Annotated in this window: 25 protein-coding genes; 18 read left to right on the top strand and 7 right to left on the bottom strand. The window is 68.1% G+C overall.

Annotation, left to right across the window (positions count from 1 at the left end; all coding sequences use genetic code 11):
• Positions 1-94 precede the first annotated feature (94 nt).
• The 3 genes from D1604_RS08635 to D1604_RS08625 form a co-directional block, all read right to left on the bottom strand.
• Positions 95-757 (bottom strand): hypothetical protein, encoded by a 663-nt coding sequence (locus tag D1604_RS08635; RefSeq protein WP_233551985.1) that lies wholly within the window; start codon positions 755-757, stop codon positions 95-97.
• Positions 758-846: 89 nt separating this feature from the next.
• Complete coding sequence (locus D1604_RS08630) at positions 847-2,319, bottom strand: sigma-54-dependent transcriptional regulator (RefSeq protein ID WP_119412954.1); 1,473 nt, start codon at positions 2,317-2,319, stop codon at positions 847-849.
• A gap of 115 nt (positions 2,320-2,434) precedes the next feature.
• Positions 2,435-4,231 (bottom strand): DUF4153 domain-containing protein, encoded by a 1,797-nt coding sequence (locus D1604_RS08625; RefSeq protein WP_119412953.1) that lies wholly within the window; start codon positions 4,229-4,231, stop codon positions 2,435-2,437.
• 123 nt (positions 4,232-4,354) lie between these two features.
• Between D1604_RS08625 and D1604_RS08620 the strand changes: the two genes are divergently transcribed.
• The 12 genes from D1604_RS08620 to D1604_RS08565 all read left to right on the top strand — a co-directional run bounded on the left by D1604_RS08620 (position 4,355) and on the right by D1604_RS08565 (position 14,914).
• Positions 4,355-6,145: a M3 family oligoendopeptidase gene (locus D1604_RS08620; RefSeq protein ID WP_119412952.1), complete on the top strand. Its 1,791-nt coding sequence runs from the start codon at positions 4,355-4,357 to the stop codon at positions 6,143-6,145.
• A 60-nt stretch (positions 6,146-6,205) separates the two neighbouring features.
• Positions 6,206-7,555, top strand: coding sequence for a serine hydrolase domain-containing protein (locus tag D1604_RS08615; protein WP_119412951.1), 1,350 nt, complete (start codon positions 6,206-6,208; stop codon positions 7,553-7,555).
• Positions 7,556-7,641: 86 nt separating this feature from the next.
• On the top strand, positions 7,642-7,887 hold the full coding sequence (locus tag D1604_RS08610; RefSeq protein ID WP_024353338.1) for an aa3-type cytochrome c oxidase subunit IV: 246 nt from the start codon (positions 7,642-7,644) through the stop codon (positions 7,885-7,887).
• A 220-nt stretch (positions 7,888-8,107) separates the two neighbouring features.
• Positions 8,108-9,241, top strand: coding sequence for a Re/Si-specific NAD(P)(+) transhydrogenase subunit alpha (locus D1604_RS08605; protein ID WP_119412950.1), 1,134 nt, complete (start codon positions 8,108-8,110; stop codon positions 9,239-9,241).
• Positions 9,241-9,567 (top strand): NAD(P) transhydrogenase subunit alpha, encoded by a 327-nt coding sequence (locus tag D1604_RS08600; RefSeq protein WP_024353336.1) that lies wholly within the window; start codon positions 9,241-9,243, stop codon positions 9,565-9,567. The genes D1604_RS08605 and D1604_RS08600 overlap by 1 nt, the downstream gene beginning before the upstream one ends.
• Positions 9,564-9,845: a hypothetical protein gene (locus D1604_RS08595; protein WP_024353335.1), complete on the top strand. Its 282-nt coding sequence runs from the start codon at positions 9,564-9,566 to the stop codon at positions 9,843-9,845. The genes D1604_RS08600 and D1604_RS08595 overlap by 4 nt, the downstream gene beginning before the upstream one ends.
• A gap of 18 nt (positions 9,846-9,863) precedes the next feature.
• Positions 9,864-10,238, top strand: coding sequence for a hypothetical protein (locus tag D1604_RS08590; RefSeq protein WP_024353334.1), 375 nt, complete (start codon positions 9,864-9,866; stop codon positions 10,236-10,238).
• 26 nt (positions 10,239-10,264) lie between these two features.
• Positions 10,265-11,683 (top strand): NAD(P)(+) transhydrogenase (Re/Si-specific) subunit beta, encoded by a 1,419-nt coding sequence (locus D1604_RS08585; protein ID WP_119412949.1) that lies wholly within the window; start codon positions 10,265-10,267, stop codon positions 11,681-11,683.
• 70 nt (positions 11,684-11,753) lie between these two features.
• Positions 11,754-12,482, top strand: a complete 729-nt coding sequence (locus D1604_RS08580; RefSeq protein ID WP_233551984.1) for a hypothetical protein — start codon at positions 11,754-11,756, stop codon at positions 12,480-12,482.
• Positions 12,483-12,493: 11 nt separating this feature from the next.
• On the top strand, positions 12,494-12,979 hold the full coding sequence (locus D1604_RS08575) for a hypothetical protein (protein ID WP_119412947.1): 486 nt from the start codon (positions 12,494-12,496) through the stop codon (positions 12,977-12,979).
• Positions 12,980-12,986: 7 nt separating this feature from the next.
• Positions 12,987-13,367 (top strand): cupin domain-containing protein, encoded by a 381-nt coding sequence (locus tag D1604_RS08570; RefSeq protein ID WP_119412946.1) that lies wholly within the window; start codon positions 12,987-12,989, stop codon positions 13,365-13,367.
• 80 nt (positions 13,368-13,447) lie between these two features.
• Positions 13,448-14,914 carry an amidohydrolase family protein gene (locus D1604_RS08565; protein ID WP_119412945.1) on the top strand — a complete coding sequence of 489 codons (1,467 nt, stop codon included), beginning with the start codon at positions 13,448-13,450 and terminating at the stop codon, positions 14,912-14,914.
• Here the strand turns inward: D1604_RS08565 and D1604_RS08560 are convergent.
• On the bottom strand, positions 14,892-15,467 hold the full coding sequence (locus D1604_RS08560) for an HdeD family acid-resistance protein (RefSeq protein WP_119412944.1): 576 nt from the start codon (positions 15,465-15,467) through the stop codon (positions 14,892-14,894). The two genes, D1604_RS08565 and D1604_RS08560, sit on opposite strands and share 23 nt — an antisense overlap.
• Positions 15,468-15,552: 85 nt before the next feature.
• Positions 15,553-15,792 (bottom strand): hypothetical protein, encoded by a 240-nt coding sequence (locus D1604_RS08555; RefSeq protein ID WP_024353327.1) that lies wholly within the window; start codon positions 15,790-15,792, stop codon positions 15,553-15,555.
• A 99-nt stretch (positions 15,793-15,891) separates the two neighbouring features.
• Here D1604_RS08555 and D1604_RS08550 point away from each other — a divergent pair, with 99 nt between their 5' ends.
• The 3 genes from D1604_RS08550 (at position 15,892) to D1604_RS08540 (ending at position 19,291) form a co-directional block, all read left to right on the top strand.
• The gene (locus D1604_RS08550; protein ID WP_233551983.1) at positions 15,892-16,875 is read left to right on the top strand and encodes a helix-turn-helix transcriptional regulator; all 984 of its coding nucleotides are present in this window, start codon (positions 15,892-15,894) and stop codon (positions 16,873-16,875) included.
• A gap of 77 nt (positions 16,876-16,952) precedes the next feature.
• Positions 16,953-18,386, top strand: a complete 1,434-nt coding sequence (locus tag D1604_RS08545) for a hypothetical protein (RefSeq protein ID WP_119412943.1) — start codon at positions 16,953-16,955, stop codon at positions 18,384-18,386.
• 71 nt (positions 18,387-18,457) lie between these two features.
• A complete protein-coding gene (locus tag D1604_RS08540; RefSeq protein WP_119412942.1) occupies positions 18,458-19,291 on the top strand; it encodes a universal stress protein in 834 nt (277 codons plus the stop codon).
• A gap of 6 nt (positions 19,292-19,297) precedes the next feature.
• Here the strand turns inward: D1604_RS08540 and D1604_RS08535 are convergent, their stop codons facing one another.
• On the bottom strand, positions 19,298-20,725 hold the full coding sequence (locus tag D1604_RS08535) for a helix-turn-helix domain-containing protein (RefSeq protein WP_119412941.1): 1,428 nt from the start codon (positions 20,723-20,725) through the stop codon (positions 19,298-19,300).
• A 156-nt stretch (positions 20,726-20,881) separates the two neighbouring features.
• On the opposite strand from D1604_RS08535, the gene aceA reads away from it, so the two are divergent.
• Both aceA and D1604_RS08525 read left to right on the top strand, forming a co-directional pair.
• Complete coding sequence (aceA, locus tag D1604_RS08530) at positions 20,882-22,159, top strand: isocitrate lyase (protein WP_119412995.1); 1,278 nt, start codon at positions 20,882-20,884, stop codon at positions 22,157-22,159.
• Positions 22,160-22,188: 29 nt separating this feature from the next.
• A complete protein-coding gene (locus tag D1604_RS08525) occupies positions 22,189-22,398 on the top strand; it encodes a hypothetical protein (protein ID WP_024353321.1) in 210 nt (69 codons plus the stop codon).
• Positions 22,399-22,426: 28 nt separating this feature from the next.
• Here the strand turns inward: D1604_RS08525 and D1604_RS08520 are convergent, their stop codons facing one another.
• The gene (locus D1604_RS08520) at positions 22,427-24,769 is read right to left on the bottom strand and encodes an ATP-binding protein (protein WP_119412940.1); all 2,343 of its coding nucleotides are present in this window, start codon (positions 24,767-24,769) and stop codon (positions 22,427-22,429) included.
• A 232-nt stretch (positions 24,770-25,001) separates the two neighbouring features.
• Between D1604_RS08520 and D1604_RS08515 the strand changes: the two genes are divergently transcribed.
• A complete protein-coding gene (locus tag D1604_RS08515) occupies positions 25,002-26,321 on the top strand; it encodes a sensor histidine kinase (protein WP_029673205.1) in 1,320 nt (439 codons plus the stop codon).
• Positions 26,322-26,375 lie beyond the last annotated feature (54 nt).

The raw sequence follows: 26,375 nt of genomic DNA, 5'->3' as shown, positions 1-26,375 counted from the left end.
TTTGATGCGGCGCCGGATAGGGGCTGAGTCCCTTCCGGGAGGACGGCGAGGGGCGTCGTCACCCTCAGGCCAGGCCCGAGGGTGACGGCAGGATTTACGGCAGGGCGCTCAGGCGCATGGCGTTGAAATAGGGCTGATAGGCCGCGCGCGCTGCGTCTGCGCCGGACAGGTCGTCCTGTTCGATGCCGATGCTCAGGGCGTAGCGGCCCTTGAGCACGCTCATCAGGGCGCCGACGCGGCCATCGGCGTCCTTGGGCTCGACGCTGATGACGGCAGGTTCGCCCGTCGGGCCGTCCATCACGACAGAAAGGTAGTTTTCGCCGCCGACGGAGGCGACGGCGGTCGGGGAGGTGAGGGCGGCTTCGCGTACGCCTTTGGTCATGATGACGCCGCGAGAGACGCTCTCATAGGCCGTCTTCTGGGCGGTAGCGAGCAGACCTCCCAGCGCGCCGGCGTCCTCGGGAATCGGCGCCTTGGCGTCGATCAGAACAATCTTGGCGCTGGTTCCCGGTTCGCCATAGGTCATCGCGACGGAGAAGGCCTGGCACTCCACCTCGGTCAGCGGCTTGCCGGCGATGGTCTGGGCCGTCGGCATGGCGGCCAGCAGGGGGTGGTTCTCGCACTCGGGCGGCAGGGCGATCTTGGTCGCGGCGGAAGCGGCGGCTTCAGCTTTGGCCGACGCCTCGCCGTTGGAGCAGGCGGCGGTCAGGGCGGCGACGGACGCCAGGCTCAGGGCGATAACAACGGGACGTAACAAGATGGAAGGCTCCCCTCCGTAAACAGGAAGGGGTGGTGTGGCGTGAAAAATGCCCTGTTGAAACCCTGAAACAGAAAAGACGGGCTTGGTCAGCCCGCTTCTCTGACCTGCTCTTCAAGCCCCTGTTCGCGGACCTTGCGGTAGAGGGTGGAGCGGCCGATGCCCAGGCGACGGGCGATTTCGGACATGTGACCGGCATAGACCTCGATGGCGTGCTGGATCAGGTCGCGTTCGATTTCCTCGAGGGTGCGGACATGGCCGCGTTCATCGGTGATGCGGACCGGGCTGTCGTGCTGGCCGTCGTCGTCGGCCGGCGAGGCGGCTGTCGTCGTCGACTCGGAAGCCGTCGCTCCGGCCGGGGCGACTGTGATCGACTCCAGCGGCACGGCGACGCCGGAAATGGCCGGGAAGTCGTGCGGCTGCAGCAGGGGCGAATCGGCCAGCACCAAGGCGCGATAGACCGCGTTCTCCAACTGGCGGACGTTGCCGGGCCAGTCATGACCTTGAAGCAGGGCCAGGGTCTCGGCCGAGCAGCCGGTGACGCGCTTGCCTTCCTCGACGTTGAAGCGAGCGATGAAATGGTCGACCAGGGCGGGGATGTCCTCGCGCCGTTCGCGCAGGGCCGGGGCCTCGATCGGAAAGACGTTCAGGCGATAGAAGAGGTCTTCGCGGAAGGCGCCTTCCTTCACCTGCTGGGCCGGGTCGCGGTTGGTGGCCGAGACGATGCGGACGTCGACCTTGACCGGACGCTTGCCCCCGACGGGATCGACTTCGCCTTCCTGAAGCGCGCGCAGCAGCTTGACCTGCATGTCCAGCGGCAGTTCCCCGATCTCGTCCAGGAACAGGGTGCCGCCGTTGGCCTCGACGAACTTGCCGGCGTGCTTTTCATGCGCGCCGGTGAAGGCGCCCTTCTCGTGGCCGAACAGGATGGACTCGACCAGATTGGCGGGCAGGGCGCCGCAGTTGACGGCGATGAAGGGCTTGCCCGCCCGGTCCGAAGCGCCGTGCAGGGCGCGGGCGATGACCTCTTTACCCACGCCGCTCTCGCCGGTGATCAGCACGGGGATGGAGGATTTGGCCGCGCGCTGACCCAGCGCCTTGACCATACGCATGGGCTCGCTGTCGCCGACCATGTCGTCAAACGAAGAGCGGCCTGTGGCCCGCTTCTTCAGGCGGCCGATCTCGGCCGTCAGCTGGGTCATCTGCAGGGCGTTGCGAACGCCCACCAGCAGGCGCTCGGGCCCGACCGGCTTGACGAAGAAGTCCTGAGCGCCGGCCTGCATGGCCCGGACCACCGTCTCGATGCCGCCGTTGGCCGTCAGCACGATGACCGGCGTTGTCACGCCTGCCGTGCGCAACTCGGCCAGTGCTTCCAGACCTGACAGGCCCGGCATCACCAAATCCAGCAGCACGACATCGGCGCCGCCGCCCTTGGTCAGCCGATCAATGGCCTCGCCGCCGGATTCGGCATGGACGACTGCATAGGATTCACGCTCCAGCACCGCCTGCAGCAGGCGGCGCTGGGTAGGATCATCGTCGACGACCAGAATGGTCTTGGCCATTTGAGCACACCCTTCAACATCACCATCGAACGGCCGTCCTCATTGGCTCGGGACTGGCTCGTTTCGACACAATCCTAGAACGGAGGGAATGAAGATCGGGTTTCGGAGACCTGAGTCAGGGGTTAACGACGGCGGATTTTGGGCAGACGGTTTCCGGCTGTAGTCGACCGGTCAAGTCGCCCATGTTCAGATCGGGCCAGGGTGAGGCGGCGGTCTTCAGATCGGGATGTTTGAGCGCCTCGCGCAGGTCGCGGCCGCCGGGGCCGGGGCAATGCGGAACCTGATAGTCGCCCTGATGAACCCAGCGGCCGTCGGCGCCCTGAGCGAACAGGGCGATCCTGTAGGCGGTCGCCAGCAGGATTTCATCGCGGCCGTCGCCGTTCAGGTCACGCTGAGCGGCGAGGCAGTTGTCATCGCTGTTGCAGGCATAGCGCGGATCGGGCGGCGCCGTCGGCGCCAGGAAGGCGGCGGGCAGCGGTTTGTCCGCGGGCCAGGGGGCGATATTCGGCGCGCGTGGTGGAGTGGTCGCGTCCGTCAGCTGATAGCGCGAGCTCGAGGCCCGAGCGGTCTTGGCGTGACGGGCGATTTCCGCGTCGGACGATTTCGCCAGCTCGGCCAGGGCTGCGAGCCCGGCCTTGCCCGCGTCGTAACGTAGGAAGGCGTAGTCGAACCGGGCCGCGCTGACGGCGCCGCGCTTCAGCCGCGCCATCTGATCATTGACCGACAGGCGGGCCGGGTCGGCCAGGGGGCTGAACAGGGCCAGGATGACCAGCACCGTCAGGACGGCGGCCAGAACGTTGGTCCGCTCCAGCGGCTTCATCCACGCGGTCCTGCGCCACAGCGGCGACAGCGCTGCCCAGCCGTATCCGGCGGCATAGATGACGCCCACGAGGGCGCAGGCCGAGGCGATGATGCGGTCGGGCGTCAGGCCATGCTGACCGATGCGAAGGCTCAGGCCCCAGATGGCGATCAGGATCAGCGGCGTCAGCAGCACCGAGGCGACCCGCGCGCCCAGGCGCAAGGCGACCGGCGGCAGATTGTCCTCGCGTCCGTCCTGATAGGCGGTGTTGATCAGCACGATCAGAGCGGCGGCCGCCGACAGCACCAGGGCCGTAGCGCTGCCCGTCTTCCACAGTCCATCAAGCCCGGTGAACGGCAGGGCGGCCAGAAAGCCCGCCACCAGGACGGTGATGACGAGCAGCAGCCACGACAACAGCATCAACGCCACCGTCCGCACGCCCCGGATCAGCCCGCCGCGCACATCGGTCAGTTGCACCGCCACGGCGAAGACCAGGCAGGTGACGGGGATGGAGAACCACTTCTCATCGATCAGGTCGGCCAGGAACCTGAGTCCGATGACGCGAAACAGGGCCGCGCCCAGGAACAGCAGCAGCCAGAAGGCGCCGGTGAAGCCCAGCGACAGCACCAGTTGCACCCCGGCCTTCCAAGCTGTGTCGAAATAGTCGTCGAAATCGGCGATCCAGCGTCTCGCGGCGACGGCGGGCACGATCAGGTGGTGGGCGATGAACAGGCCCGCCGCCGAGAAGGCCAGGACCGGGAAGTTCAGATAAGGCGGGTGGAAATAGTCCCTGGTCTGCTGGGCCGCGTCATGCCAGCCCATCAGCGCCAGCACCGCCGCCGCCACGGCGCCCCACAGCGCCAGCGCCTTCCATCCCATCCGCCCGACGCCCGCCAGCAGCATCACGGGCGCGAACAGGGCCGCCAGCACCAGGGCGGCGAACAGCGGCGGTTGGGTCGCGGGCCAGGCCAGAGCCTCACCGTCCGCTGCCGAGCGATAGAGCAGATAGAGGATCAGGCCCTGCGCCAGACCGATGCCGATACGCATGGCGGCAAGCCCACGCGCACCGTCCAGCGAGGCGCGGCCGGTAAGGTCGGTGACGGGGTGGGTCATGGCGGGCTTTGTCCTGAACTTTGCAGGCAGGGTGAACCGACAGACGGCGCTGCGTCCACCCTCTCCATCAAGCGAGGGGGAAGCGGCTTGCATCACGGCGGCTGCCTCCCCACAACCAAGGGCATGAACGCGCCCGCCAAACCGACCGAATTCGCCGACGCTCCCGTGTGGGACCTGTCCGACCTCTACGCCTCGCGCGAAGACCCGCGCGTCGCCGTCGATCTGGAGCGTGCAAGGGCGCTGGTGGAGCGGATGAACGGCTGGCAGGGGCGGCTGGCCGTGCTGTCGGGCGCCGAGCTGGGCCGGGCGCTGGACGAGACGATCGGGCTTTACGAACAGGCGGCGAACGTGATGGGAGGCTTGGGCGCCTACGCCTTCCTGGCCGCCTCCACCAACCGCGAGGATGCAGCAGCGCAAGCGTTCGAGGCCGATGTCCGCGAGAAGCTGACGGTCATCGCCACCCCGACCGTCTGGCTGACGCTGGAGATCAATGCGCTCGATGAAGCGGCGGTGGAGGCGGCGCTCACCGCCCATGCTCCGGCCGCGCGCTGGGCGCCGTGGCTGCGCCGGGTGCGAGCGATGAAGCCGCATGAACTGTCGGCCGAACTTGAGACCTTCATCGCCGAGCGGGGACCGATTCAGGCTCAGTGGCCGCGCCTGTTCGACGAGACTCTGGCGGTGCTGCGCGCATCGGTCGGGGATGAGGAACTGACCCTCGCCGAGGGCCTGAATCGTCTCAGCGACGTGGATGGCGCCAAGCGTCAGGCGGCGGGCGAGGGCCTGTCGAAGGCTTTTTCCGGCATCGCCCGGACCATGGCCATGGTGCTGAACACCGTCGCCGCCGAGAAGGCGCTGGAAGACCGCAAGCGCGGCTTCAAACGCCCCGCCGACAGCCGCCATCTGGGCAATGAGGTCGACGGCGAGAGTGTAGACGCGATGGCCGAGGCGGTGGCCGAAGCCTATCCGCGTCTGGCGCATCGATATTACGCGCTGAAGGCGAAGGCGATGGGCAAGGATCGGCTGGCCCACTGGGACCGTAACGCCCCGATCGAGGCGGCGGCGTCGCGCGCCTATGACTGGGCGGGCGGACGCGAGGTGGTGCTGTCCAGCTTCGCCGATCTGGGCGGCGATTTCGCCGAGCGGGCGGGCTGGTTCTTCGACCGGCCGTGGATCGATGCACGGGCGCGGGCGGGCAAGCAGTCCGGCGCCTACGCCCACCCGGTAACGGCGGATCGGCACCCCTATGTCTTCCTGAACTGGATGGGCGAGCGGCGCGACGTGCTGACGCTGGCGCACGAACTGGGGCATGGCGTGCATCAGACGCTGGCGGCGGGGCAGGGGTCGCTGTTGGCCGACACGCCGCTGACGTTGGCCGAGACGGCGTCGATCTTCGCCGAGGGGCTGACCTTCGACCGCCTGCTGGCCGAGGCGACGCCGGACGAGCAGCGCGCCCTGCTGGCGGGCCGGATCGAGGACGGGTTGAACACGGTGGTGCGCCAGATCGCCTTCCACCGCTTCGAGACGCGCTTCCACGACGAGCGGACGGCGGGCGAGGTTCCGGTCGAGCGCATCCGTGAAATCTGGATGGAGGAACTGGGCGCCAGCCTCGGCCCGTCCGTCGACCTGACCGGCTACGAAGACTGGTGGGCCTATGTCAGCCACTTCGTCCACGCGCCCTTCTATGTTTACGCCTATGCGTTCGGCGACCTGCTGGTCGCGGCGCTGATGGAGACGCGGGCCAAGGATCCGGCGGGCTTCACGCCGCTGTATCGCGAGCTGCTGTCCGGCGGCGGGGCGCGGACCTATGTCGAGGCGCTGAAGCCGTTCGGCCTGAACCCGCGCGACCCGGCCTTCTGGACCATCGGGACCAAGCGGCTGGAAGGTCTGATCGATCGGTTCGAGGCGCTGGCCTGACGACTATGCGTTGACAGGTATGCGTTGACAGGGACGCGTGCGGCGTTGAAGCGTGGCTGCATGAAAATCGCGTCACGTGTTCTTGTTCTCGCCGCCGTTCTCGCCCTGCCGACGACGGTTTCCGCCCAGACTGAGGCTTCGGCCAATCACCGCGCTCTGGCGGCGGGATACAAGGCGCTGACGGTTTGCAGCGCCGTCCATTCGGCGCGCGCGGCGGGGGCTGAGCGGACGGTCGCCAGCGTCGAGGCGAACGAACTGGTCGGCATCTATCCTGAGCTTCAGTCGCTGGTCGGCGACATGAAGGCTGAGATGACGGGGAACGCCGTCACCGTCGCCTGGGATCAAGCCGCTCCGGCGCGCGTCGCGACCTGGACCGATGGGCGCGGCTGCGTCATTGAGCCGATGGGTTATGTGCAGGGCGGCGCGCCTGAACGGACGCCGCTGGCGCGCCGGGCCTCGGCGTCGGATATGCCGACGGCGCGGCCCAAGGGGAACGCCCGCGCGCTGGAAGCCGCCGTCGGCCGCGCCTTCGATCAGGGCTTCGGCGAAGGGACCAACACGACCGGCGTTGTGGTGATGCAGGGCGGCAAGCGGGTGGCGGAACGCTATGCCGCCGACTTCGGCCCGAACACGCCCCAGCGCACCTGGTCGGTGGCCAAGAGTCTGGCCGGAACCGTCATCGGCGCTGCGGTCCAGCGCGGCGAACTGGACGTGAAGGCGCCCGCCGCCATCGCCAACTGGCAGGCGCCCGGCGATCCGCGCGCGGCCATCACGCTCGACGCCCTGATGCGGATGTCTTCGGGCCTGACCAGCGACACGGCGGGCAACCGCACTGACGGCCTCTATTTCGGCGGGGTGGCGGTCGATGAGCAGGCGCCGGGCTGGCCGCTGCTGGCGCCGGTGGGGACGGTTTATCGCTACGCCAACAACGACACCCTGTTGGCGACCCTGGCGGCGGCCCCGGGCTTCGCCGCCCATCCGCCCGCTGAACTGTTTGATGCGCTGGGCATGACCCACACCTGGGCCGAGACGGACTGGCGCGGGAACTACATCCTGTCGAGCCAGGTCTGGACCACGGCGCGCGATCTGGCCCGCTTCGGCCAGCTGTATCTGCAGGACGGAGTATGGGAGGGGCGTCGTCTCCTGCCGCAGGGCTGGCGCGATTACGTCACGGCGCCGACCGGGCCGCAGCCGCCGACGGGCGACTTCGGCTATGGCGCGACCTTCTGGCTGATGAACCGCTCCGAAGGCGTGCCGTCTGATACCTTCGCCGCCTTCGGCAATCGGGGCCAGTATGTGGTGATCGCGCCCAGCCGCGACATCGTCATCGTGAGGCGCGGCGAAGACCCCGCGGGCAAACCGTTCGACGTCGCCGCCTTCGCCCGAGCGGTGCTGGAAAGCCTCGACTAAAGCCGGTTCGGGCCCACGGACTTGAGCCGCGCGCAGGCCTCGCTATAAGAGCCGTCGAAATCCCGACTCTTTTTTTGGAAGACCCCATGGCCGACCAGCACGCTGAAGCGACCGCCCCCCACGTCCACGGGGAAATGAACATCTCGGAACAGGCCTGGACCTGGGCTCTGTTTCTGGGCCTGACCAAGTGGGTCTCGCTGGCCACGGCGGTGGTGATCCTGTTCCTGACGGTGTGGTTCGGCGTCGGCGCCGGCTTCGTGCCAGCCTTCATCGCCTCGGTGGTGGTGTCGGTTATCGGCTTCTTCATGCTGAAGACCAAAAAGGCCCATTAAGCCCGGTCTTTCGGACTGATGTGATTGAAAGGCCCGTCGGCGCGTCCGGCGGGCCTTTTGTTTGCGCGTCAGGGTTGGGTCTTTGGTTGAAATTTGCGCCGTGGGGCAGGCGACTGGTCAAGTCGGCAAGAAAATCGCCCGTTGACGCAGGTGCGCCTTTGACGCCCGCTTCGGCTTCGGCCTAACGTCGGTTCGACCCTGGGGAGTGGGAGGGATTCGCTTGGCTGTCGCCATCGCCGTGACCCGCGAACGCCGTGAAGGCGAAACGCGCTGCGCCGTAACGCCGGAGACGGTGAAGAAGCTGATTGCGCTTGGCGCGACGGTCAGCGTCGAGGCCGGGACGGGCCTTGGCTCTTCCCTGACCGATACCGATTACGCCGAAGCGGGCGCCAGCGTGAAGCCGGATTTGTCGGCGGCTCTGGCCGGGGCGGACGTTCTGCTGAAGGTGCGCGGACCCACGGCGTCGGAGATCAGCGCCCTGAAGCCCGGCGCGGTGGTCGTCAGCCTGCTGGACGCCTGGCGCGACAAGGCGACCGTCGAGGCGTTGAGGGGCGCCAACGCCACCGCCTTCGCCATGGAGTTCGTGCCGCGCATCACGCGCGCTCAGGTGATGGACGTGCTGTCGTCCCAGGCCAACCTGGCCGGATACCGGGCGGTGATCGAGGCGGCCTACGCCTATGGCAAGGGCTTCCCCATGATGATGACGGCCGCCGGGACGGTGGCCGCCGCCAAGACCTTCGTCATGGGGGCGGGCGTCGCGGGACTTCAGGCCATCGCCACCGCGCGGCGTCTGGGCGCGGTCGTCACAGCCACTGACGTGCGCCCCGCCGCCAAGGAACAGGTCGAGAGCCTGGGCGCCAAATTCGTCGCCGTCGAGGATGAAGAGTTCAAGGCGGCCGAGACGGCGGGCGGCTACGCCAAGGCCATGTCCGCCGAATATCAGGCCAAGCAGGCCGATCTGACCGCCGCCCATATCGTCAAGCAGGACGTGGTGATCACCACGGCCCTGATCCCCGGCCGTCCGGCGCCGAAGCTGGTGACGGCGGCGCATGTCGCCTCGATGAAGCCGGGCTCGGTCATCGTCGACCTGGCGGTCGAGGCGGGCGGCAATGTCGAAGGCTCGAAATCGAACGAGGTGGTGACCACGGCCAACGGCGTGAAAATCGTCGGCTGGAGCAACATGCCCGGCCGCATCGCGGCGGACGCCAGCGCCCTTTACGCCCGCAATCTGGTCGCCTTTCTGGGGTTGATGATCAAGGACGGCGTCCTGGCGGTCGATCTGGAGGAGGAAATCCTCAAGGCCGCCGTCGTCACTCACGGCGGCGCCGTGGTGCATGAAGGAGTGAGAGGCTGATGGAACACGTCGATCCCACCGTCTTTCGTCTGGCGATCTTCGTCCTGTCGATCTTCGTCGGCTACTATGTCGTTTGGAGCGTGACGCCGGCCTTGCACACGCCGCTGATGGCCGTGACCAACGCCATTTCCAGCGTCATCATCGTCGGCGGTCTGATCGCGGCGGCGGCGATGAGCGCCCAGGCGGGCGGGCCGAACGCCTGGATCGCCAAGGGCGCGGGCGTGGCCGCCGTGACCCTGGCCAGCGTCAACATCTTCGGCGGCTTCATGGTCACGCGCCGGATGCTGGCCATGTACAAGAAGAAGGAAAGGCCCAAGGCCTCGTGAGCTTATCCCCCTATCTGTTGGCGTTTTACGCTTCCTGGGCCGTCACCGGTCTGGGCGTGGCGCTGTGGATCGTCAGCTGGGTGCGGATCAAGGATCCCATCGGGCGGCTGCGGTTCCAGGACTGCGGCGTGGTCATGGTGTTCGCCGCCGTGCTGACGCGCATCATAATTCAGGATCGGGAGATGACGGTCTTCGACTGGGCGATGATGCTGCTGGGCCCTCTTTTCATTGCGGCGGCGCTGTGGCGTCTGTCGCGCACTCAATCCGTCAAACGCTAATCCAACGAGTATCGCGTGATGAAAGCTTCCCTGATTTCCGCCCTGGCCGTGTCGGCCGTCGTCGCCGTCGCGGGCGCCGCCTCGGCCCAGTCGGACCGCGAGGTGGGCAAGAACCCTTATAACGGCCTGCACTGGTCGGTGGTCGCGCCTCAGGGCGCCAGCTGGGCGCTGGAGTGCGGCTTCACCCCGGTGACGATCCGGGGGATTCACATGAACCGCATCAACCACACCGGCTCGGGCCGGATGGCCGGCCGCCTGCCGGGCGACAACGGCCGCTGCAAGGTCACCAAGACCGGGGGCGAGGGGCCCGTCGGCCTGGCGGTGGTCAAGGACGGCGAGGCCAAGGCCGCGGGCACCAACGGCGGCGCGCCCGCCATCGTCAACGTTTTCTGATTCAGGACTGAAGAGGGGGGAGGGGGATGAACGCATCCATCGCGGCGCTGGCCTATCTGGCGGCGGGGGTTCTGTTCATCCTGTCTCTCCGGGGGCTGTCCAGTCCCGAGACCAGCCGACGGGGCAATACGCTGGGCATGGTCGGCATGGCCCTGGCCGTCGGCGTCACTCTGTTGACGCTGGGCGCCTCGGGCGCGCTGGACCCGCTCACGCTGGCCCTGATCGCGGGCGGGGTCGTGGTCGGCGGCGGCGCGGGCGCGGTGATCGCCAACCGCGTGCCGATGACGGCCATGCCGCAGCTGGTGGCGGCCTTTCACTCCCTCGTCGGCCTGGCGGCCTGTCTGGTGGCGGTGGGGGCGGTCTATGCGCCCGACGCCTTCGGCATCGTCACCGCGAGCGGCGGGATCAAGACTCTGTCCATCGTCGAGCTGAGCTTGGGCGTCGCCATCGGGGCCGTCACCTTCACCGGCTCGGTCATCGCCTTCGCCAAGCTGGATGGGCGGATGAGCGGGGCGCCTATCCTGCTGCCCGCGCGGCACCTGATCAACATTGCGCTGGCTCTGGCCCTGGTCTTCCTGATCGGCATCCTGATCGGGACGGGCGGCACGGCGGTCTGGGCCTTTTGGGGCGTGTTCGCCATCGCCCTGATCCTGGGCGCGACCCTGATCATCCCCATCGGCGGGGCGGACATGCCGGTGGTGGTGTCCATGCTGAACTCCTATTCCGGCTGGGCGGCGGCCGCGCTGGGCTTCACGCTGGAGAACATCGCCCTGATCATCACCGGCGCCCTGGTCGGATCGTCGGGCGCGATCCTGAGCTACATCATGTGCAAGGGCATGAACCGCAGCTTCGTCAGCGTCATCCTGGGCGGCTTCGGCGCCGAGGCGGGCGCGGCGGCGGGCGGCGGGGCGGTCGAGACGCGCCCGGTCAAGCAGGGCTCGGCCGAGGACGCCGCCTTCATCATGAAGAACGCCTCCAAGGTCATCATCGTGCCCGGCTACGGCATGGCGGTGGCCCAGGCGCAGCACGCCCTGCGCGAAATGGCCGACAAGCTGAAAGAAGAAGGCGTCGAGGTGAAATACGCCATCCACCCCGTCGCGGGCCGAATGCCGGGGCACATGAACGTCCTGCTGGCCGAGGCGAACGTCCCCTATGACGAGGTGTTCGAGCTGGAGGACATCAACTCCGAGTTCGCCTCGGCTGACGTCGCCTTCGTCATCGGCGCCAACGACGTGACCAATCCGGCGGCGAAGACCGACCCGCAGTCGCCCATCTACGGCATGCCGGTGCTGGACGTGGAGAAGGCGGGCACCGTCCTGTTCATCAAGCGGTCGATGGGCAGCGGCTATGCCGGCGTCGAGAACGAGCTCTTCTTCCGCGACAACACCATGATGCTGTTCGCCGACGCCAAGAAGATGGTCGAGGGGATCGTGAAGGCCCTTTGAGTTCGCGCCCGAGAACCCATCGCGCCGTGGTGCGTTGGTTGCGACGCTCAACCTGAGCCGTGGAGAGATGATGACTGCATTCCAAGGACTGAAAACGGTCGTCCTGCTGGGCGCTCTTGCGGGATTGTCGGCCTGCGGCCAGGCGGACAAGACGGCTGAAAAGGCCGATGCGGCCCCGGCTGAGACGCCCCAGGCGGCGGCGCCCGAGGCCGCGCCTGTGGCGGGCGGCGCGCCGACGATCGACCAGATGATGGGGGTGCAGGTCGCCTATCTGGAATCCAAGCTGGGCCCGGCCCGCACGGTTCAGGACAAGCAACGCACCTATGAGATCGGCGGCTGCACGGTCCGCGTCAGCGCTGATGGCGGCGAGGTCGTCGGCTACGCCGTGCCGATGACGCCGGCCTGTTCGACCCAGGCTCTGGCGGCGCTGAAGGACTATGACCTGCCGCAGAAGATCGACCTGACCATGGGCGAGTTCGCGGCGGCGCGCGGCAACGTCGACTTCAAGGCCGACTGTCTGACGCTGTGCGGCAATGCGGCCGATCCGTGGGTCCATCTGGAGAGCGCCGGGCCGCGCGCTACGCCGGGCATCCGCGCTTCGGCCGTTATGGTCAGCGACGCGACCATCGACGCCTCCTTCCGCATCCGCGACGCCATCAAGGCGGCCAAGGGCGAGGACTACGTCATCGACACGACCTTCAACTGCACCGCCGACTTCGACCAGCTGGCGATCCGAGAACTGAAGACCGTCCGCATCGACGAGATCGAGGTCGGCTACGTCCCTTACGGCGGGTGCTGAGAGACAGGACGGTGAAGCAAGTCGCGGTTCTGCGCGCCGGGGCGGCGCTGGCTGCGGCGGCCGCCGTGCTGGCCGCCTGTTCGGCGATGATCCCGGTGCGGATCAGCGGCAGCCTGGAGCAGCCGATCGCGACCTTCGGCTTGGATCCGGCAAAGCCCGAGAAGGCCTGTCTGGGCGGCATCGCCGTGCATGAGCGGTCGAACGCCATGATGCGGCCGGTCTGGTCGATTGAGGCGCGAGGCCGCAACTGTCGGGGTCTGAGACAGGTCGTCTACGGCCAGACGCCCGAGGGTTTTGAGACGACGGTGGAGCCGACCCCGCTCCAGCCCGGCGTGCGCTACGCCGTGGTCGGCTACGGCCTGACGGGCGGGCCGCTGAGCCGCGTGCCCTGGCGCGGCGGCGGCGAGGAGGTGTTGTTTGAGCACGGCCGCTGGCGTCCCGTTACGGCGCAGGAGCGCAGCCCGCTTGTAGACGAAGTCGGCGAAGCGCGTCACTAGCAAATGGATGGAAGGCGAGGCTGATTTTACGCGCGAAGAAGTCATCGACAGCCTGGGGCTGCGGCCTCTGGATGATGGCGGCTGGGGACGCGTGATGGCCGCAGGCGAAGGGACGGCGCCCAGCGGCGTGGTCAGCGCGTATCGCCTGCTGACGCCAGAGACTTTGGATGACTGGCGGGCGGTTGAGGCCGAGGAGCTTTGGACCGTCTACATGGGCGCGGCGCTAGAGGTCGAACTGGCGACCGAGGCAGGCGTACGGCGGGAAACCCTGACGGCTGGATCGGGTCGGTGGCTCACGGTTCCTGAGGGCGGTTGGGTTCGGACGAGAGTGGTCGGGGGATGGTGTCTGTCGGGTTGGATCGGAACGGATCAGGTGCGCCTTGCCTGAGGCTTGTCCGGCGGCTGGCTAAGAAACGCCGCTATTCCTGATGGGCTTGCCCGAGCGAGCGAAGGGCCTATAGCGGATTCATGCGCACTTTTTTGATCGCCGCCTCCGCCCTACTGTCCGCCTGCGCCCTGGCGCCTTTGGTCGCCGCCGAAACGCCGGTTCAGCCAGTCGATCTGCTGCTGACCTCGGCCACTGTGGTCGACGTCGAGAAGGGGACGACGACGCCGGATCAACTGGTGGCCGTGCGCGGCGGCGACATCGTGGCTGTAGGCCCGGAGGGCGAGGCGGGCCGCTATCAGGCCGCGCGGACACAGGATCTGGGCGATCGCTACGTCATGCCGGGCCTGTGGGACATGCACGTCCACTTCGGCGGCGGCGAGGCGCTGATCGAGGAGAATGCCGAGCTGATGCCGCTGTTCGTCATCAACGGCGTGGTGGCGGTGCGCGACGCGGCGGGCGATCTGGCGCAGCAGGTGCTGGACTGGCGTGACGCGCCGCCAAGCCCGGACAGCCCGCGCATCTTCACCTCCGGCCCCAAGATCGAGGGCATCGCCCCTGTCTGGAAGGGCGTGATCGAGACGGGCAGCGAGGCGGACATGGACGCGGCCCTGGACCGGCTGCAGGCCCTGCGCGTCGACTTCGTCAAGATCACCGACAACACCCTGAAGCCCGAGCTTTTCCTCTACGCCGTGCGTGAGGCGAAGAAGCGGGGCATGAAGACTTCGGCCCACATTCCCGCCAGCATCACCGTGCTGGAGGCCGCCGAAGCGGGCCTGTCGTCGATCGAACACCTCGACTACGCCATGAAGGCGGGCTCGCGGGATGAGGCCGCCATCGCGGCCGATTATCTGGCGGGCAAATACACCTATGCCGAGACGATGCGGCGCTATGCCGACACGTTTGACGTGGAGACGGCGCGGCGGGTCTATGCGCGGCTGAGGGAGCTGGGCACGGCGGTGTCGCCGACCCTCTACGGCTCGACCACGCTGGCCAATCTGGACCTTGACGACCACTCGCATGACGAGGGTCTGGCCTATGTCGGGCCGGGTATCCGGGCGACCTATGACTGGCGCATCCAGCGCGCGGCGCAGGCCACGCCGCAGCAGGTCGAGGACCGTCATTTCGTCAAGGACGTCACCGCGCGAACCCTGCCCATGCTGCGCGATGCGGGCGTGACCATCCTGACCGGGACGGACGCGGGCTTCCTGAACTCGTTCAACTATCCGGGCTTCTCGCTGCACGATGAGCTGGAGCTCTATGTGGAGCTGGGCCTGACTCCGCGCGAAGCGCTGATGGGTTCGGTCGTGGACGGGCCGCGCTTCCTGAACCAGGGCGAACGCTACGGCGCCGTGGCGGCGGGCAAGTCTGCGGATCTGCTGATTCTGGAGGCTGACCCTCTGAAGGACGTCAGCGCCACCCGCGGCGCCGAGGCGGTGGTGCTGCGCGGCCGCCTGATCGATGCGGCCGAACTGGAGCGGATGCGCGCCGAAATCCGCGCTCGGGTCGCGGCGCGCAATGCTGCGTTTACGCCTTCGCCAGCGTCCTGACCTTGAAGGCGACCCAGATCAGCAACAGGCCGAACAGCACGGCCCACGTCGCGATCAACCATAGCAGGCCCAGGGCGCCCGCCCCCGGCATGAAGACCAGGATCAGGCCGAAGATCACCGACAGGGCCCCGGCGGCGCCCAGGCTCCATTCATTGGCGATCTCGTTGCGCAGACGGATGGCGCCGACGATTTCGAGCACGCCGCGCAGGATCGACCAGAATCCGATCAGATAGACCAGGACCAGAGCCGTCAGGCCCGGCCAGGCGAAGACGATGACGGCGGTCAGGACGCTGACCACCCCGGCCAACGCCAGCCACCAGCGCGGGACCATGCCGCCGCCGCGGATCGCTGCGATCAGGGCCAGAATCCCGTCGGCCAAGGCGTAGATCCCATAGACCATGATGAGCGTCAGCAGGCTGATCTGCGGCCACACAAAGGTCAGGACGCCGAAGGCCACGGCGGCGATTCCGCGCAACAACAACAGCCACCACGACCGATGCAGGGCGGATTTGACAAAGCCTTCCAGCGAAGGCGCGGCGTTGGACGAAGTCATGAGTTCGGCTCCCAGCCCGTGGCCTTCAAACTGCCACGCTGGCGCAACGTTGGGCGGTGGGGAGGGTTCCGCAACCCTTGCTGGCTCAGGCCGCCGCGCGCCAGTCCGAACGGGCGTTGAACGGCGGGGTGTGGAACTCGTCCCACAGGGCGTCCTCGTTGGTGTAGCGGCTGGTCGAGGCGCTGATGACGTCTACGACCTGTTCTTCCTGACGGTCCCAGATGACGGCCAGATCGCTCTCGGTTTCGCAAGGCACGATCATGTAGCGGTCGGCGAAGGTCTTGCGGGCGGGCTTCTGGACGGAGGGGGTGCGGACGAAGGCCATGTGAAAACTCCTGATGCGAAAGGCGTCGCCTCTTGCTGACAGGATGAATATGAGACAGCATTGCGCCAGTTTCGGACGTATCTCTGTGGAGAAGATATCTTGCGGCACGACAAGGCGGCCATGGTCATCGATCTGGCGCGGGGCATGGCGGCCAGCGCCGAGGGGCTGACGCTGAATGAGATGGCCGCTCAGCTGAACGTCGGGCGCCGCACGGCCGAACGGATGCGCGACGCCGTGCTGATGCTGTTTCCGCAGGTAGAGGAGGTGTCCGACCCGCCGACCAAACGCTGGCGCATCCGCGGCGGGCTGTCGGCCTTTGAACAGGCGCCGACGGCGACCGAAATGCTGGAACTGACCAAGGCGGCGGCGGCTCTGCGCGCGGCGGGCGAACCGGCGCGGGCGGCGGCGCTGGAAAGCCTTGAGCGCAAGGTGAAGGCGGCGATGCGCTCGACCACCCTGAACCGCATGGCGCCGGATCTGGAGGCTCTGGTCCGGGCCGAGACGATCGCCGTTCAGGCCGGGCCGCGTCCCAGCGCCGACGAGACGGTGCTGGCCGAAATCCGTGGAGCGGTGCTGGCCGAGCGGCCGTTGAACTTCATCTACGCCCGGCCGGGGGCCGAGGCGCGCACCCGCACCATGACGCCCTGCGGCCTGATGTTCGGGCGCGCCAACTATCTGGTGGCGGCGGATCGCGAGAGCGGGCGCATCCAGACCTTCCGGCTGGACCGGATGAGCGCAGTCGAGGCGGGCGAAGGCACGGCCCGCCCGCCCCAGGACTTCGACCTCGGCGCCTTCGCCAGCCAGTCCTTCGGCATCTATCAGGACGAGATCGAAGAGGTCGCCGTCCGCATCGCGCCCGAAGGCGCCAGTGAGGCGCGCGGCTGGCGCTGGCATCCGACCCAGACGATCGAGGATCAGGCCGACGGCGCGGTCGTGGTGCGGTTCCGCGCCTCAGGGATGCGCGAACTGGCCTGGCATCTGTTCACCTGGGGCGAGCAGGCCACCATCCTGGGGCCGGAACGGCTGAAGGCGGCGATGGCCGAGGCGCTGGACGCGGCGGGGCGCGCCCTCGAAGGGGCGTAATGCTGAGGAAACCGTAAGGTGACGGGCGGTGTTTGAGAGCCCTAAGCTGCGCCGTTCCCTCTAGGAGACTGCTCTTCGTGCGTCTGAAAGTCCTGTCTGCAACCGCCCTGTCCGTCGTCGCCCTGCTGACCGCCTGCGCTGCGACTCCGGCGCCCGCTCGCTGGAACGCCGAGGCGGCGCCGCAGGTGACGGTGACGCGCGCGGACGGACGGTTGACGGTCGACTACGCCTTCAACCGCGACGCCGTGGTCTGGGCCTTCATGGACTCGGCGTTGATCTCCGACGTGCGCGAGCCGTGGCGGCCGCGCCAGTGGGCGGTCGAGACGCCCGGCGTGGTGATGGAGCGGCGCGGCCACTACGACATCATCCGCAGCGCGGACGGCGGCCCCGTGCCGCGTCATGTCCGCTTCAGCGTCCGGCCGCAGGCGGTCGAACTGGAGGCGGAGTACAAGACTCTGGTTTTCTCGGACGGAGCGGTGGCCCTGCCGACGCGGCAGATGGATGTCTTCGCCCTCGGCTCGCCCGAGGCGGCGGCGGCGGTTCCGGCCGATCTGAACGGGCTCAATCTGGACGGCGGACCCTCGCGCGTGACCTGGCGCGATCTGGACGGCCCTGTGCTGTTCAACGGCGAGCGTCACGCCGAACTGACGACGACAGGCGAGCGGTCCTATGTCCTGCTGGGCCAGGCGCGGGTGACGCCGGGCGAGGGGCTGACCACGGTCATGGACCCCAATCTGCCGCCGTGGATCGGCGAGAAGATCCGCGACTTCGCCCCGCGCGTGGGTCAGTTCTATATGCAGCGGCTGGGTCGTCCCGGCGCGGGCGGCGACAAGCCGGTCGTCATGGTGTCGTGGAACGGCCCGACCGAACGGATGACCAGCATGGGGGGCAGCGTCCTGCCCGGCCTGATCGTCATGTCGTTCGAGGGGACGGGCGTCACCCGGCCGACGGCGGAGATGGAGCGGGTCGCCCGCTGGTTCATCGCCCATGAAAGCGCTCACTTCTGGCTGGGCCAGACGGTGCGTTACGAGTTCGCGCGCGACGCCTGGATCACCGAGGGCGGCGCCGACCTGATGGCGGTGCGAGCGCTGAAGGCGCTGGATCCGGCCTACGATGACCGCAAGGCCCTGCAGGAAGAGGTCGACGACTGCGTAACCCTGAGTCAGGGGCGCGGCGTGGCCGGAGCGGCGGAGCGGGGCGAGCACCGCGCCTATTACGCCTGCGGCGCCGTCTTCGCCATGACGGCCGAAGGGGCGCAAAAGCGGCGCGACGGGGGCGACTGGTTCGGCTTCCTGCGCCCCTTGCTGGACGCCAACCGCAGGGATGGAGTGCTGTCCCGCGACGAATGGCTGAACGCTCTGACGCGTGTTTCGGGCGATCCGACGTTGGCGGCCGACATCGGGCGGATGCTGGATCAGGGGGCAGCCGATCCGGCGGCTGAGATCGCCAGCCTGTTCCGCCGCGCTGGCGTGCCGCATCGGGCCGAAGGCGCGCGCATCCTCCTGACGTGAATTGATCCTGCTCAAGGCGCGGAACGGCGTTTGGTGCGTTGATAGGGCGTGTCCTGAAACAGGAGGCCGCCATGCCCTGGACCAGTCTGATCGTTTACGTCGATGACGAAGCCGACAACCCCGCCCGCCTGATCGAGGCCTGTACCTTGGCCCGCGCCTATGGAGCGCGGCTGATCGGGGTTTCGGGCTGCGCGCCCGAGACGCCGGTGGCTGACGCCTATGGCGCGGGGATATTGCTGGGCGAGGTGATGGCGGCCCAGCAGGCGCGCAACGAGACCACGCTGAAATCCGCCGAGCAGAGGTTCCGCACCGCCGTCGAGGCGGCGGGGGTCGAGGGCGAATGGCGGGGCGATGTGGGCGATCCCACGGCTCTGACCCTGCGCCATCTGCGGGCGGCGGATGCAGCCCTGGTCGGGCGCGACGCGGGCGGGCTCAGCGCCTGGCGCGCGCCGCATCCGGCTGATCTGGCCATGCGGGCGGGGCGGCCGGTCGTGGTCCTGCCCCCTAATCCGATCCGGTCGATGGTGGATGCGGCGGCGCTGCTGGCCTGGACCGACACGCGTGAGAGCCGACTGGCGGCGCAGGCGGCCCTGCCGCTGCTGAAGCGCGCCGACAGCGTGCGGGTGGTCGAACTGTGCGACCCCGAAGATATCGACGGGGCGCGGATCAGGACGCAGGACGTCGTCCGGTGGCTGGCCGGGCATGGTGTCGCCGCCGAGCCCGACGCCCGCGCACACGACGACCGCTCAGGCGGGCGACGCCTGATCGACTGCGCCGAGGAAATGGGAGCCGGGCTGATCGTCGCCGGGGCCTGGGGCCATGCGCGGATGCGGCAATGGATCTTCGGCGGGGTGACGCAGACCCTGCTGACCGAAGCGCCCGTGGCCTTGATGCTGGCGCACTGAAACTCGTCAGGCAAATGGATAGGGGCTGACGGACTTGGACCAGTCGTCGACCGTCAGCGCTCGTCCAACCGGCGGGGCGGCGCGTTCGGCGCAGGGGTGGCGCTCGCACAGGCGGCAGGCGGGGCCGATGGGCGTGACCTCCGGCTTCTGAAGGTCCAGACCGCGCGCATAGACGAGGCGGTGGGCGTGTTTCAGTTCGCAGCCCAGGCCGATGGCCAGGTCATGCCCCTCGGTGAAGGCGTCCTGACCCTGACGATCCACTGTGCGGGCCAGGGTGAACCAGCGACCGCCATCCGGAGTCTCGATGATCTGGGTGACGATGCGGCCCGGCGTGCGGAAGGCCGAGTGCAGGCGCCAGCGCGGGCAGGCGCCGCCGAAGCGCGAGAAGGGGAAGGCGCCGGAGGCGTATCGCTTCGACACATTCCCCGCCTGATCCACCCGCATCAGGAAGAAGGGCACGCCCCGCGCCGTCGGCCGCGACAGGGTGGTCAGCCGGTGCGCCGCCTGCTCGAAGCCGACGCCGAATCGGGCCTGCAGCCGGGCCAGATCATAGCCGGTTTCCTCGGCCGCGCGCTGGAAGGCGGCGTAGGGCATCAGCACGGCGGCGGCCAGGGTGTTGGTCAGCGAAGTTTTCAGCAGGTTGCGCGTCGGGGCGTCAGGGACGTTCGCCGCCTCGGTCAGGATCTGAAGTTCGGCGCCATGCTCCATCAGGACCAGTTGGTTGGCGACGGCGAAAGCGCGCGACGACGGCCCCAGCGCATCGGACAGCAGCAGCCGTCCCCGATGCGGGTCGAATCGGCGGGTCCATTCGACCATGACCTCGGCGGGCAGGGTGCGGACCGTCAGGCCGTGGCGGGCGAACAGGCGCGCGCGGGCCAGCGCCTCAAAGCCTTCGTCGGGGCCGGGGGCTTCGGCGCGCAGGGTGTCATTCAGGGCCTCGCCCAGCGCGTCGAGGTCGGGGAAGTGGTTGTGGCGGGACTGGACGTATTCGCGCACCCACTCAGACGGGCTGTCGGTCGGGGCTGCGCCGCCGCCCGCCTCGACCTCGGCCCGGTCGCGCACGCGGCGGTCGGTGAAGGCGCGATAGAGGCGCAGCACAGCGTCGGCGGCGGCGGGCTGATCCTCGGCCAGCTGCATGATCTCGTGACGCGGCACGGCCAGACCCTGAAACAGGGGGTCGGCGAAGACTTCGGACAGTTCCGCCTCGGACGCCGGGCCGCCGGAGTGGCCCAGATTGCGCAGATCGACGTCATAGGTCTCGGCCAGACGCAGCAGCAGCTGCGCCGAGACGGGGCGTTGGTTGCGCTCGATATGGTTCAGATAGGAGGGCGAGACGCCCAGATCCGCCGCCATCGACGTCTGCGACAGGTCAAGCTCGCGCCGCAGCCGCTTGAGGCGGCCGCCCAGAAACAGCTTGCGATCGGCGGCGTTCATGGCGCGATCATGTCACATCATGACTTTCTGGCAAGTGTCATGATGTGACTATTTGACTTGAATGGCTTGGCTGCATCTGTGTCAATCGTGACGATGACGTGTTCAGGTCTTCGGGACGGCGGCTTGCGGCCGCGCCTTATCGAGACCGAGACGAACATGACGACCTTCGCCGATCTGGTTCCTTCGCCCGCCGGCCGTTTCGACGGCATCGAGCGCCCCTATTCGCCGGAAGACGTCCTGCGTCTGCGCGGCTCGGTGCCGGTCACCCATACGCTGGCCGAGCGCGGCGCCAACCGCCTGTGGGAGCTGCTGCACAGCGAGCCCTACATCAACGCCCTGGGCGCCGTGACCGGCAATCAGGCGATGCAGATGGTTCGCGCGGGCCTGAAGGCCATCTATCTGTCGGGCTGGCAGGTCGCGGCCGACGCCAACACGGCCAGCGCCATGTATCCGGACCAGTCGCTGTATCCGGCCAACGCTGCGCCGGAACTGTGCCGTCGCATCAACCGCACCCTGCAGCGCGCCGACCAGATCGAGCACGCCGAAGGCGGCGCCAAGCGCGACTGGTTCGCTCCCATCGTCGCCGACGCCGAGGCTGGTTTCGGCGGGCCGCTGAACAGCTTCGAGATCATGAAGGCCTTCATCGAGGCGGGCGCCGCAGGCGTCCACTTCGAGGACCAACTGGCCAGCGAGAAGAAGTGCGGTCACCTGGGCGGCAAGGTGCTGATCCCGACCCAGGCGCATGAGCGCAACCTGATCGCGGCGCGTCTGGCGGCCGACGTCTGCGGCACGCCGACCCTGACGGTGGCGCGCACGGATGCGGAGTCGGCCCAACTGATAACGTCGGACATCGACGAGCGGGACCACCCCTTCATCGACCGCGAGAACCGCACGCCGGAGGGCTTCTATCGCCTGAAGCCGGGCACGGGTCTGGACCACTGCATCGCGCGCGGCCTGTCCTACGCCAAATACGCCGACCTGCTGTGGTGGGAGACCTCGCACCCCGATCTGGACGACGCCAAGAAGTTCGCCGAGGCGATCCAGAAGGAGCATCCCGGCAAGCTGATGGCCTACAACTGCTCGCCCTCGTTCAACTGGGAAGCCAAGCTGGACAAGGACACCATCGCCAAGTTCCAGCGCGAGCTGGGGGCCATGGGCTACAAGTTCCAGTTCGTGACGCTGGCGGGCTTCCACAGCCTGAACAATGGGATGTTCGAGCTGGCCAGCGGCTATCGGGATCGGGGCATGGCGGCCTATTCGGAGCTCCAACAGCGCGAGTTCGCCAATGAGGCGACCGGCTACACCGCCACCCGTCACCAGCGCGAAGTCGGCACCGGCTACTTCGACGACGTCGCCACGGTCATCTCTTCGGGCCAGTCCTCGACGACGGCCCTGAAGGACTCCACCGAAACCGCCCAGTTCCACGCCGCCTGAGTTCCAGACTTCACAGGAAAGGAAACCCTATGGAACCGCTGAGCAGACCACAGGCCATCATCGACTTCTGTCTGGCGCCGCTGGGGCTCGACGGATCAGGAGAGGGCGAGCGAGAGGCCCGCCGCCGTCTGGAGCACGTCATCAGGACGTTCCAGTCCAAGGCCGCCCGGCCGCTGAGCGTGGACTTCTCATCCATGCCCAGCCAGGTCATCAACGAAGCGGCGCACGGCTACGAATAGGCTCGGCCGCGGTTGAATGAAGGTGATCTCAGGCCGCGGCTTCCGCGGCCTGAGGCGTTTGTGCGGTCAGTTCAGCGACAGCGGCCAGCAAGGCCTCGACGCTGAACGGCTTGGCCATATGGCGGTCGGCCCCGGCGACCAGAGCCTGTTGCAGATGTTCGGGCAGGGCGTTGGCGGTCAGCATGACGATGGGCGTAGGCGCAAGGCCAATGACCGCCTCATGCAGCCGGATTTCACGCACGGCGGTCACGCCGTCCATGACGGGCATCTGCATGTCCATCAGCACCAGATCGAAAGCCTGGGCGCGATAGGTCTCGACCGCTTCGGCGCCGTTCTCGACCGAGACTAGGTCGAACAGGGACGGGTCGAGGATCAGTTCGACCACCCTGCGGTTCGTGGGGTGATCGTCGGCGGCGAGGATGCGCAGGCGGCGTGGGGCCGGGTCGCAAGCCTGCGGCTCACAGGTCTGCGACAGGGTGGCGGGCGCAGCGGTATCGGGCGCGGCGACCTCACGCCACGGCAGGGTCAGGATGAAGGCGGCGCCCGCGCCCGGTTCGCTCTCGCAGTCCAGGTCGCCGCCCATCATGGCCGCCAGATCGCGCGAGATCGCCAGACCCAGGCCGGACCCGCCGTAGTGGCGGGTGATGTCGCCGTCGGCCTGTTCGAACCGCGTGAACAGGCGGTTGCGAGTGGGGGCGTCGAAGCCGATGCCGGTGTCCTGCACGACGAAGCGAAGGGTCTCGGGCCTCTGCGCCGGGGCGGCGTCGACGGTCAAGCTGACGAAGCCGGAGGACGTGAACTTGACCGCGTTGGAGACCAGATTGGTCAGCACCTGTTTCAGGCGAACTGCATCGCCGTTGACCCAGGCGCGGGCTTCGGGCGCTACCTCGACGATGAACTGCAGGCCCTTGTCGCGCGCGGCGGCGGCGTAGAGCAGGGCGGCTTCTTCGACGACGCGGGCCAGATCGAAGGCTTCCTCCTTCAGGTCCAGCCGTCCGGACTCGATCCGGGCTAGGTCCAGAATGTCGCTGAGCAGGGTCTGCAGGGTGCGGCTGGACGACTGGATCAGGTCCAGCATCTCATGCTGGCCGGTGCTCAGCTCCGTTCGCGCCAGCGCTTGGGCGACGCCGATGACGCCGTTCAGCGGGGTGCGGATCTCGTGGCTCATATTGGCCAGGAAGCGGCTCTTGGCGCGATTGGCGGTTTCGGCGGCGTCGCGAGCCTCGGCCAGAGCTTCGGCGCTGCGGATCATGTCGGTGATGTCCGAACAGACGGTGACCAGACCGCCGCCGGTGGTGCGACGGTCCTGGACGCGCAGCCATCGATCGCCGACCTGAAGCTCGCGCGGGCCATGAGGATTGCGGCGTTGGGCCAGTCGTTCGGCGGCCCAGTCGCGTTCGCGGCCGACGGCTTCGGGGTAGACGCCCGCCTTCAGGCCGATGTCGAGAAGTTCTTCAAACGAGACGCCGACCTTCAGGGCGCTGGCCAGATGGGGGCTGATATCCAGGTACCGCTCGTTCCAGATTTGCAGCCGGTCGTCGGCGTCATAGACGCCCAGACCGTCAGGCATGGCGTGGATCGCCTCCAACACCTGCCCCAGGACGCTGCGTCGCGACCACCAGATCATGCCGGTCAGAAAGGCGGCGATCAGCACCGTCAGGCCGACCCCGATCATCGTCCACAGGCCGATGAGCCGGGCCGAGGCGGCGGCTTCCGGCAGTAGCACGCCGGGCGCCGGGATGACGGAGGCCGCGCTCATGCCGACGAAATGCAGCCAGCAGACGCCCAGCGCCGCAATGACGGTTCCGCCCGCCAGCGCCCGCCAGTCGCGCCATGAGGGCAGGAAGGCGATGGAGGTGAAAATGGCGACGCCGCCGGCGACGGCCGCCATCGCCAGAGGCAGGTTCCAGACAATGACGGCGCCGGACAGGCGTACGGCGTCCATGCCCACGAAATGCATGGCTGTGACGCCGAAACCTGCGGTCACCGCAGGAAGGAGGCCGCCCGGCGCTCTGCGCCCCAGGGTGACGATTGAACCGTGGCGCGGACCAAGGGCTGCGAAACCCAGGCTGATGCTGGCGCCCAGAGCCAGAATGATGATGGCCAGCGACAACAGGGTTTCGGCCGGGTCGTAGCGCACCGGCACGCCTGCGTCATAGGCCTGCATGGCGATGAAATGGGTGCTCCACACTCCCAGCCCGCCTACCAGCGGCGCCGCCGCCATATAGGGCAGGCGCGACCGCCGCGCCACGCGCCGCGCCCGGTCGGTCAGTACGAAGGCGGTGGCCAGACTGAACAGGCAGACCAGTATGGCGACCGGGAGCAGGCGCCAGTCGTGATCATTGACGAGGCAACTGATGACGGTCCTCATGGCCTGTGTTCCGCTTGCTCCGAAAACTGTTGAAAAATCCGCCGTAAATCCGTGAAGAAACGCCCTTAGTGTCGTTCGACGTCGTGCGACTCGGCGCCCCCAAGTCCAGCAGCCTAACGCCGGTCTGCTGAAGAATGAGATAACGTCGATCACCATGCCTTATGAGCATCCGCCATCACCCGTAGCCCCTACGGCGACCTCCCGGCTCTGGACGGCGGGCGCCAGCGGCGGCGTGGCGGTCCTGGTCATGGCGGTGCTGGCGGTGATGAAGCCGGAACTGGCCGGGTGGCTGGCGGCTGGCGCGGCCGCGGTGATCCTGGCGACCTGGCTGGTCAACCGCACGCCTCCGGCGCCGGTGGATATTTCCGATCTGGACGGCGGCGCCGTGGACCTGGGGCCGGATGCGGCCCTGCTGGGCGATGTGTTCGAGGCGCTGGACGATCCGCTGTTCATCATCAGCGGCGGCGAGGCGGACGATATCGCCGGGCGCCGCATCGCCCTGGCCAATGCCTCGGCGCGCGAACTGTTTCGGCTGGGCGGGACCGGCGCGGGGCTGCTGGTCTCGGTGATCCGTGAGCCGCGCGTGCTTGAGGCCGTGGACGAGGCCCTGTTCGAGGGCTTGGCGGGGGCGGTGGAATATGTCGGCGGCGGCGCGCAGGAACGCCACTGGCGCGCCCTGATCCGCCCGCTTCCCGCGCGCGAGGCGAACGACTGGGGCGGCGGCGCCCTGGCCCTGCTGGCGTTGCGCGACGAGACGGACGTGCGGCGCATGGAGAAGATGCGCGTCGACTTCCTGGCCAACGCCAGCCATGAACTGCGCACGCCGCTGGCCTCGCTGTCCGGCTTCATCGAGACGCTGAAGGGCCACGCCAGGGACGACCCCAAGGCGCGCGACAAATTCCTCGACATCATGGCGGTGCAGGCCGACCGGATGCGGCGTCTGGTGGCCGACCTGCTGTCTCTGAGCCGGATCGAACTGAACGAACACATCGCGCCGCTGGGCCGGGTTAATCTGGCGCGGGCGACGGCCGACGTGGTCGATGCGGTCAGCGTCATCTCGCGCGAGCGTCAGGTGACGATCAAGGCGGAACTGCCGCACGGCGGGTCCGCCGTGACCGGCGACCGGGACGAGATCGCCCAGGTGGTGCAGAACCTGATCGACAATGCGCTGAAATACTCCAGCGCGGGCGGCACCATTGAGGTCGGCATCGAGATCGACCGCACGCTGGACGAGGCCATGTCGAGCCGGATGGCCGAGGGCAACCGCCTGTCGCTGGCCACGCCGGACCGCGAGGCGGGGCAGCGCTACGCCGTGGTCACCGTACGTGATCACGGGCCGGGGATGGCGCGCGAGCATCTGCCGCGCCTGACCGAGCGCTTCTATCGTGTCGAGGGACAGAAGAGCGGCGATCGTCAGGGCACGGGTCTGGGCCTGGCCATTGTTCGGCACATCATCATCCGCCACCGAGGCGGCCTGTCGGTAGACAGCGCGCCGGGGCAGGGGGCTATCTTTGCGGCCTGTTTCCCGCTGGCTCCGACCTCTGAAAGCTGACGGAAGCGAAGGAAATCCGGGCGTTTGCGGATTCACCGTCACAGGACTGCGACA

Source organism: Brevundimonas sp. LPMIX5, from assembly GCF_003576505.1.
GTDB classification, from domain to species: Bacteria; Pseudomonadota; Alphaproteobacteria; order Caulobacterales; family Caulobacteraceae; genus Brevundimonas; species Brevundimonas naejangsanensis.
This window is presented reverse-complemented; position numbering and strand designations above follow the sequence as displayed.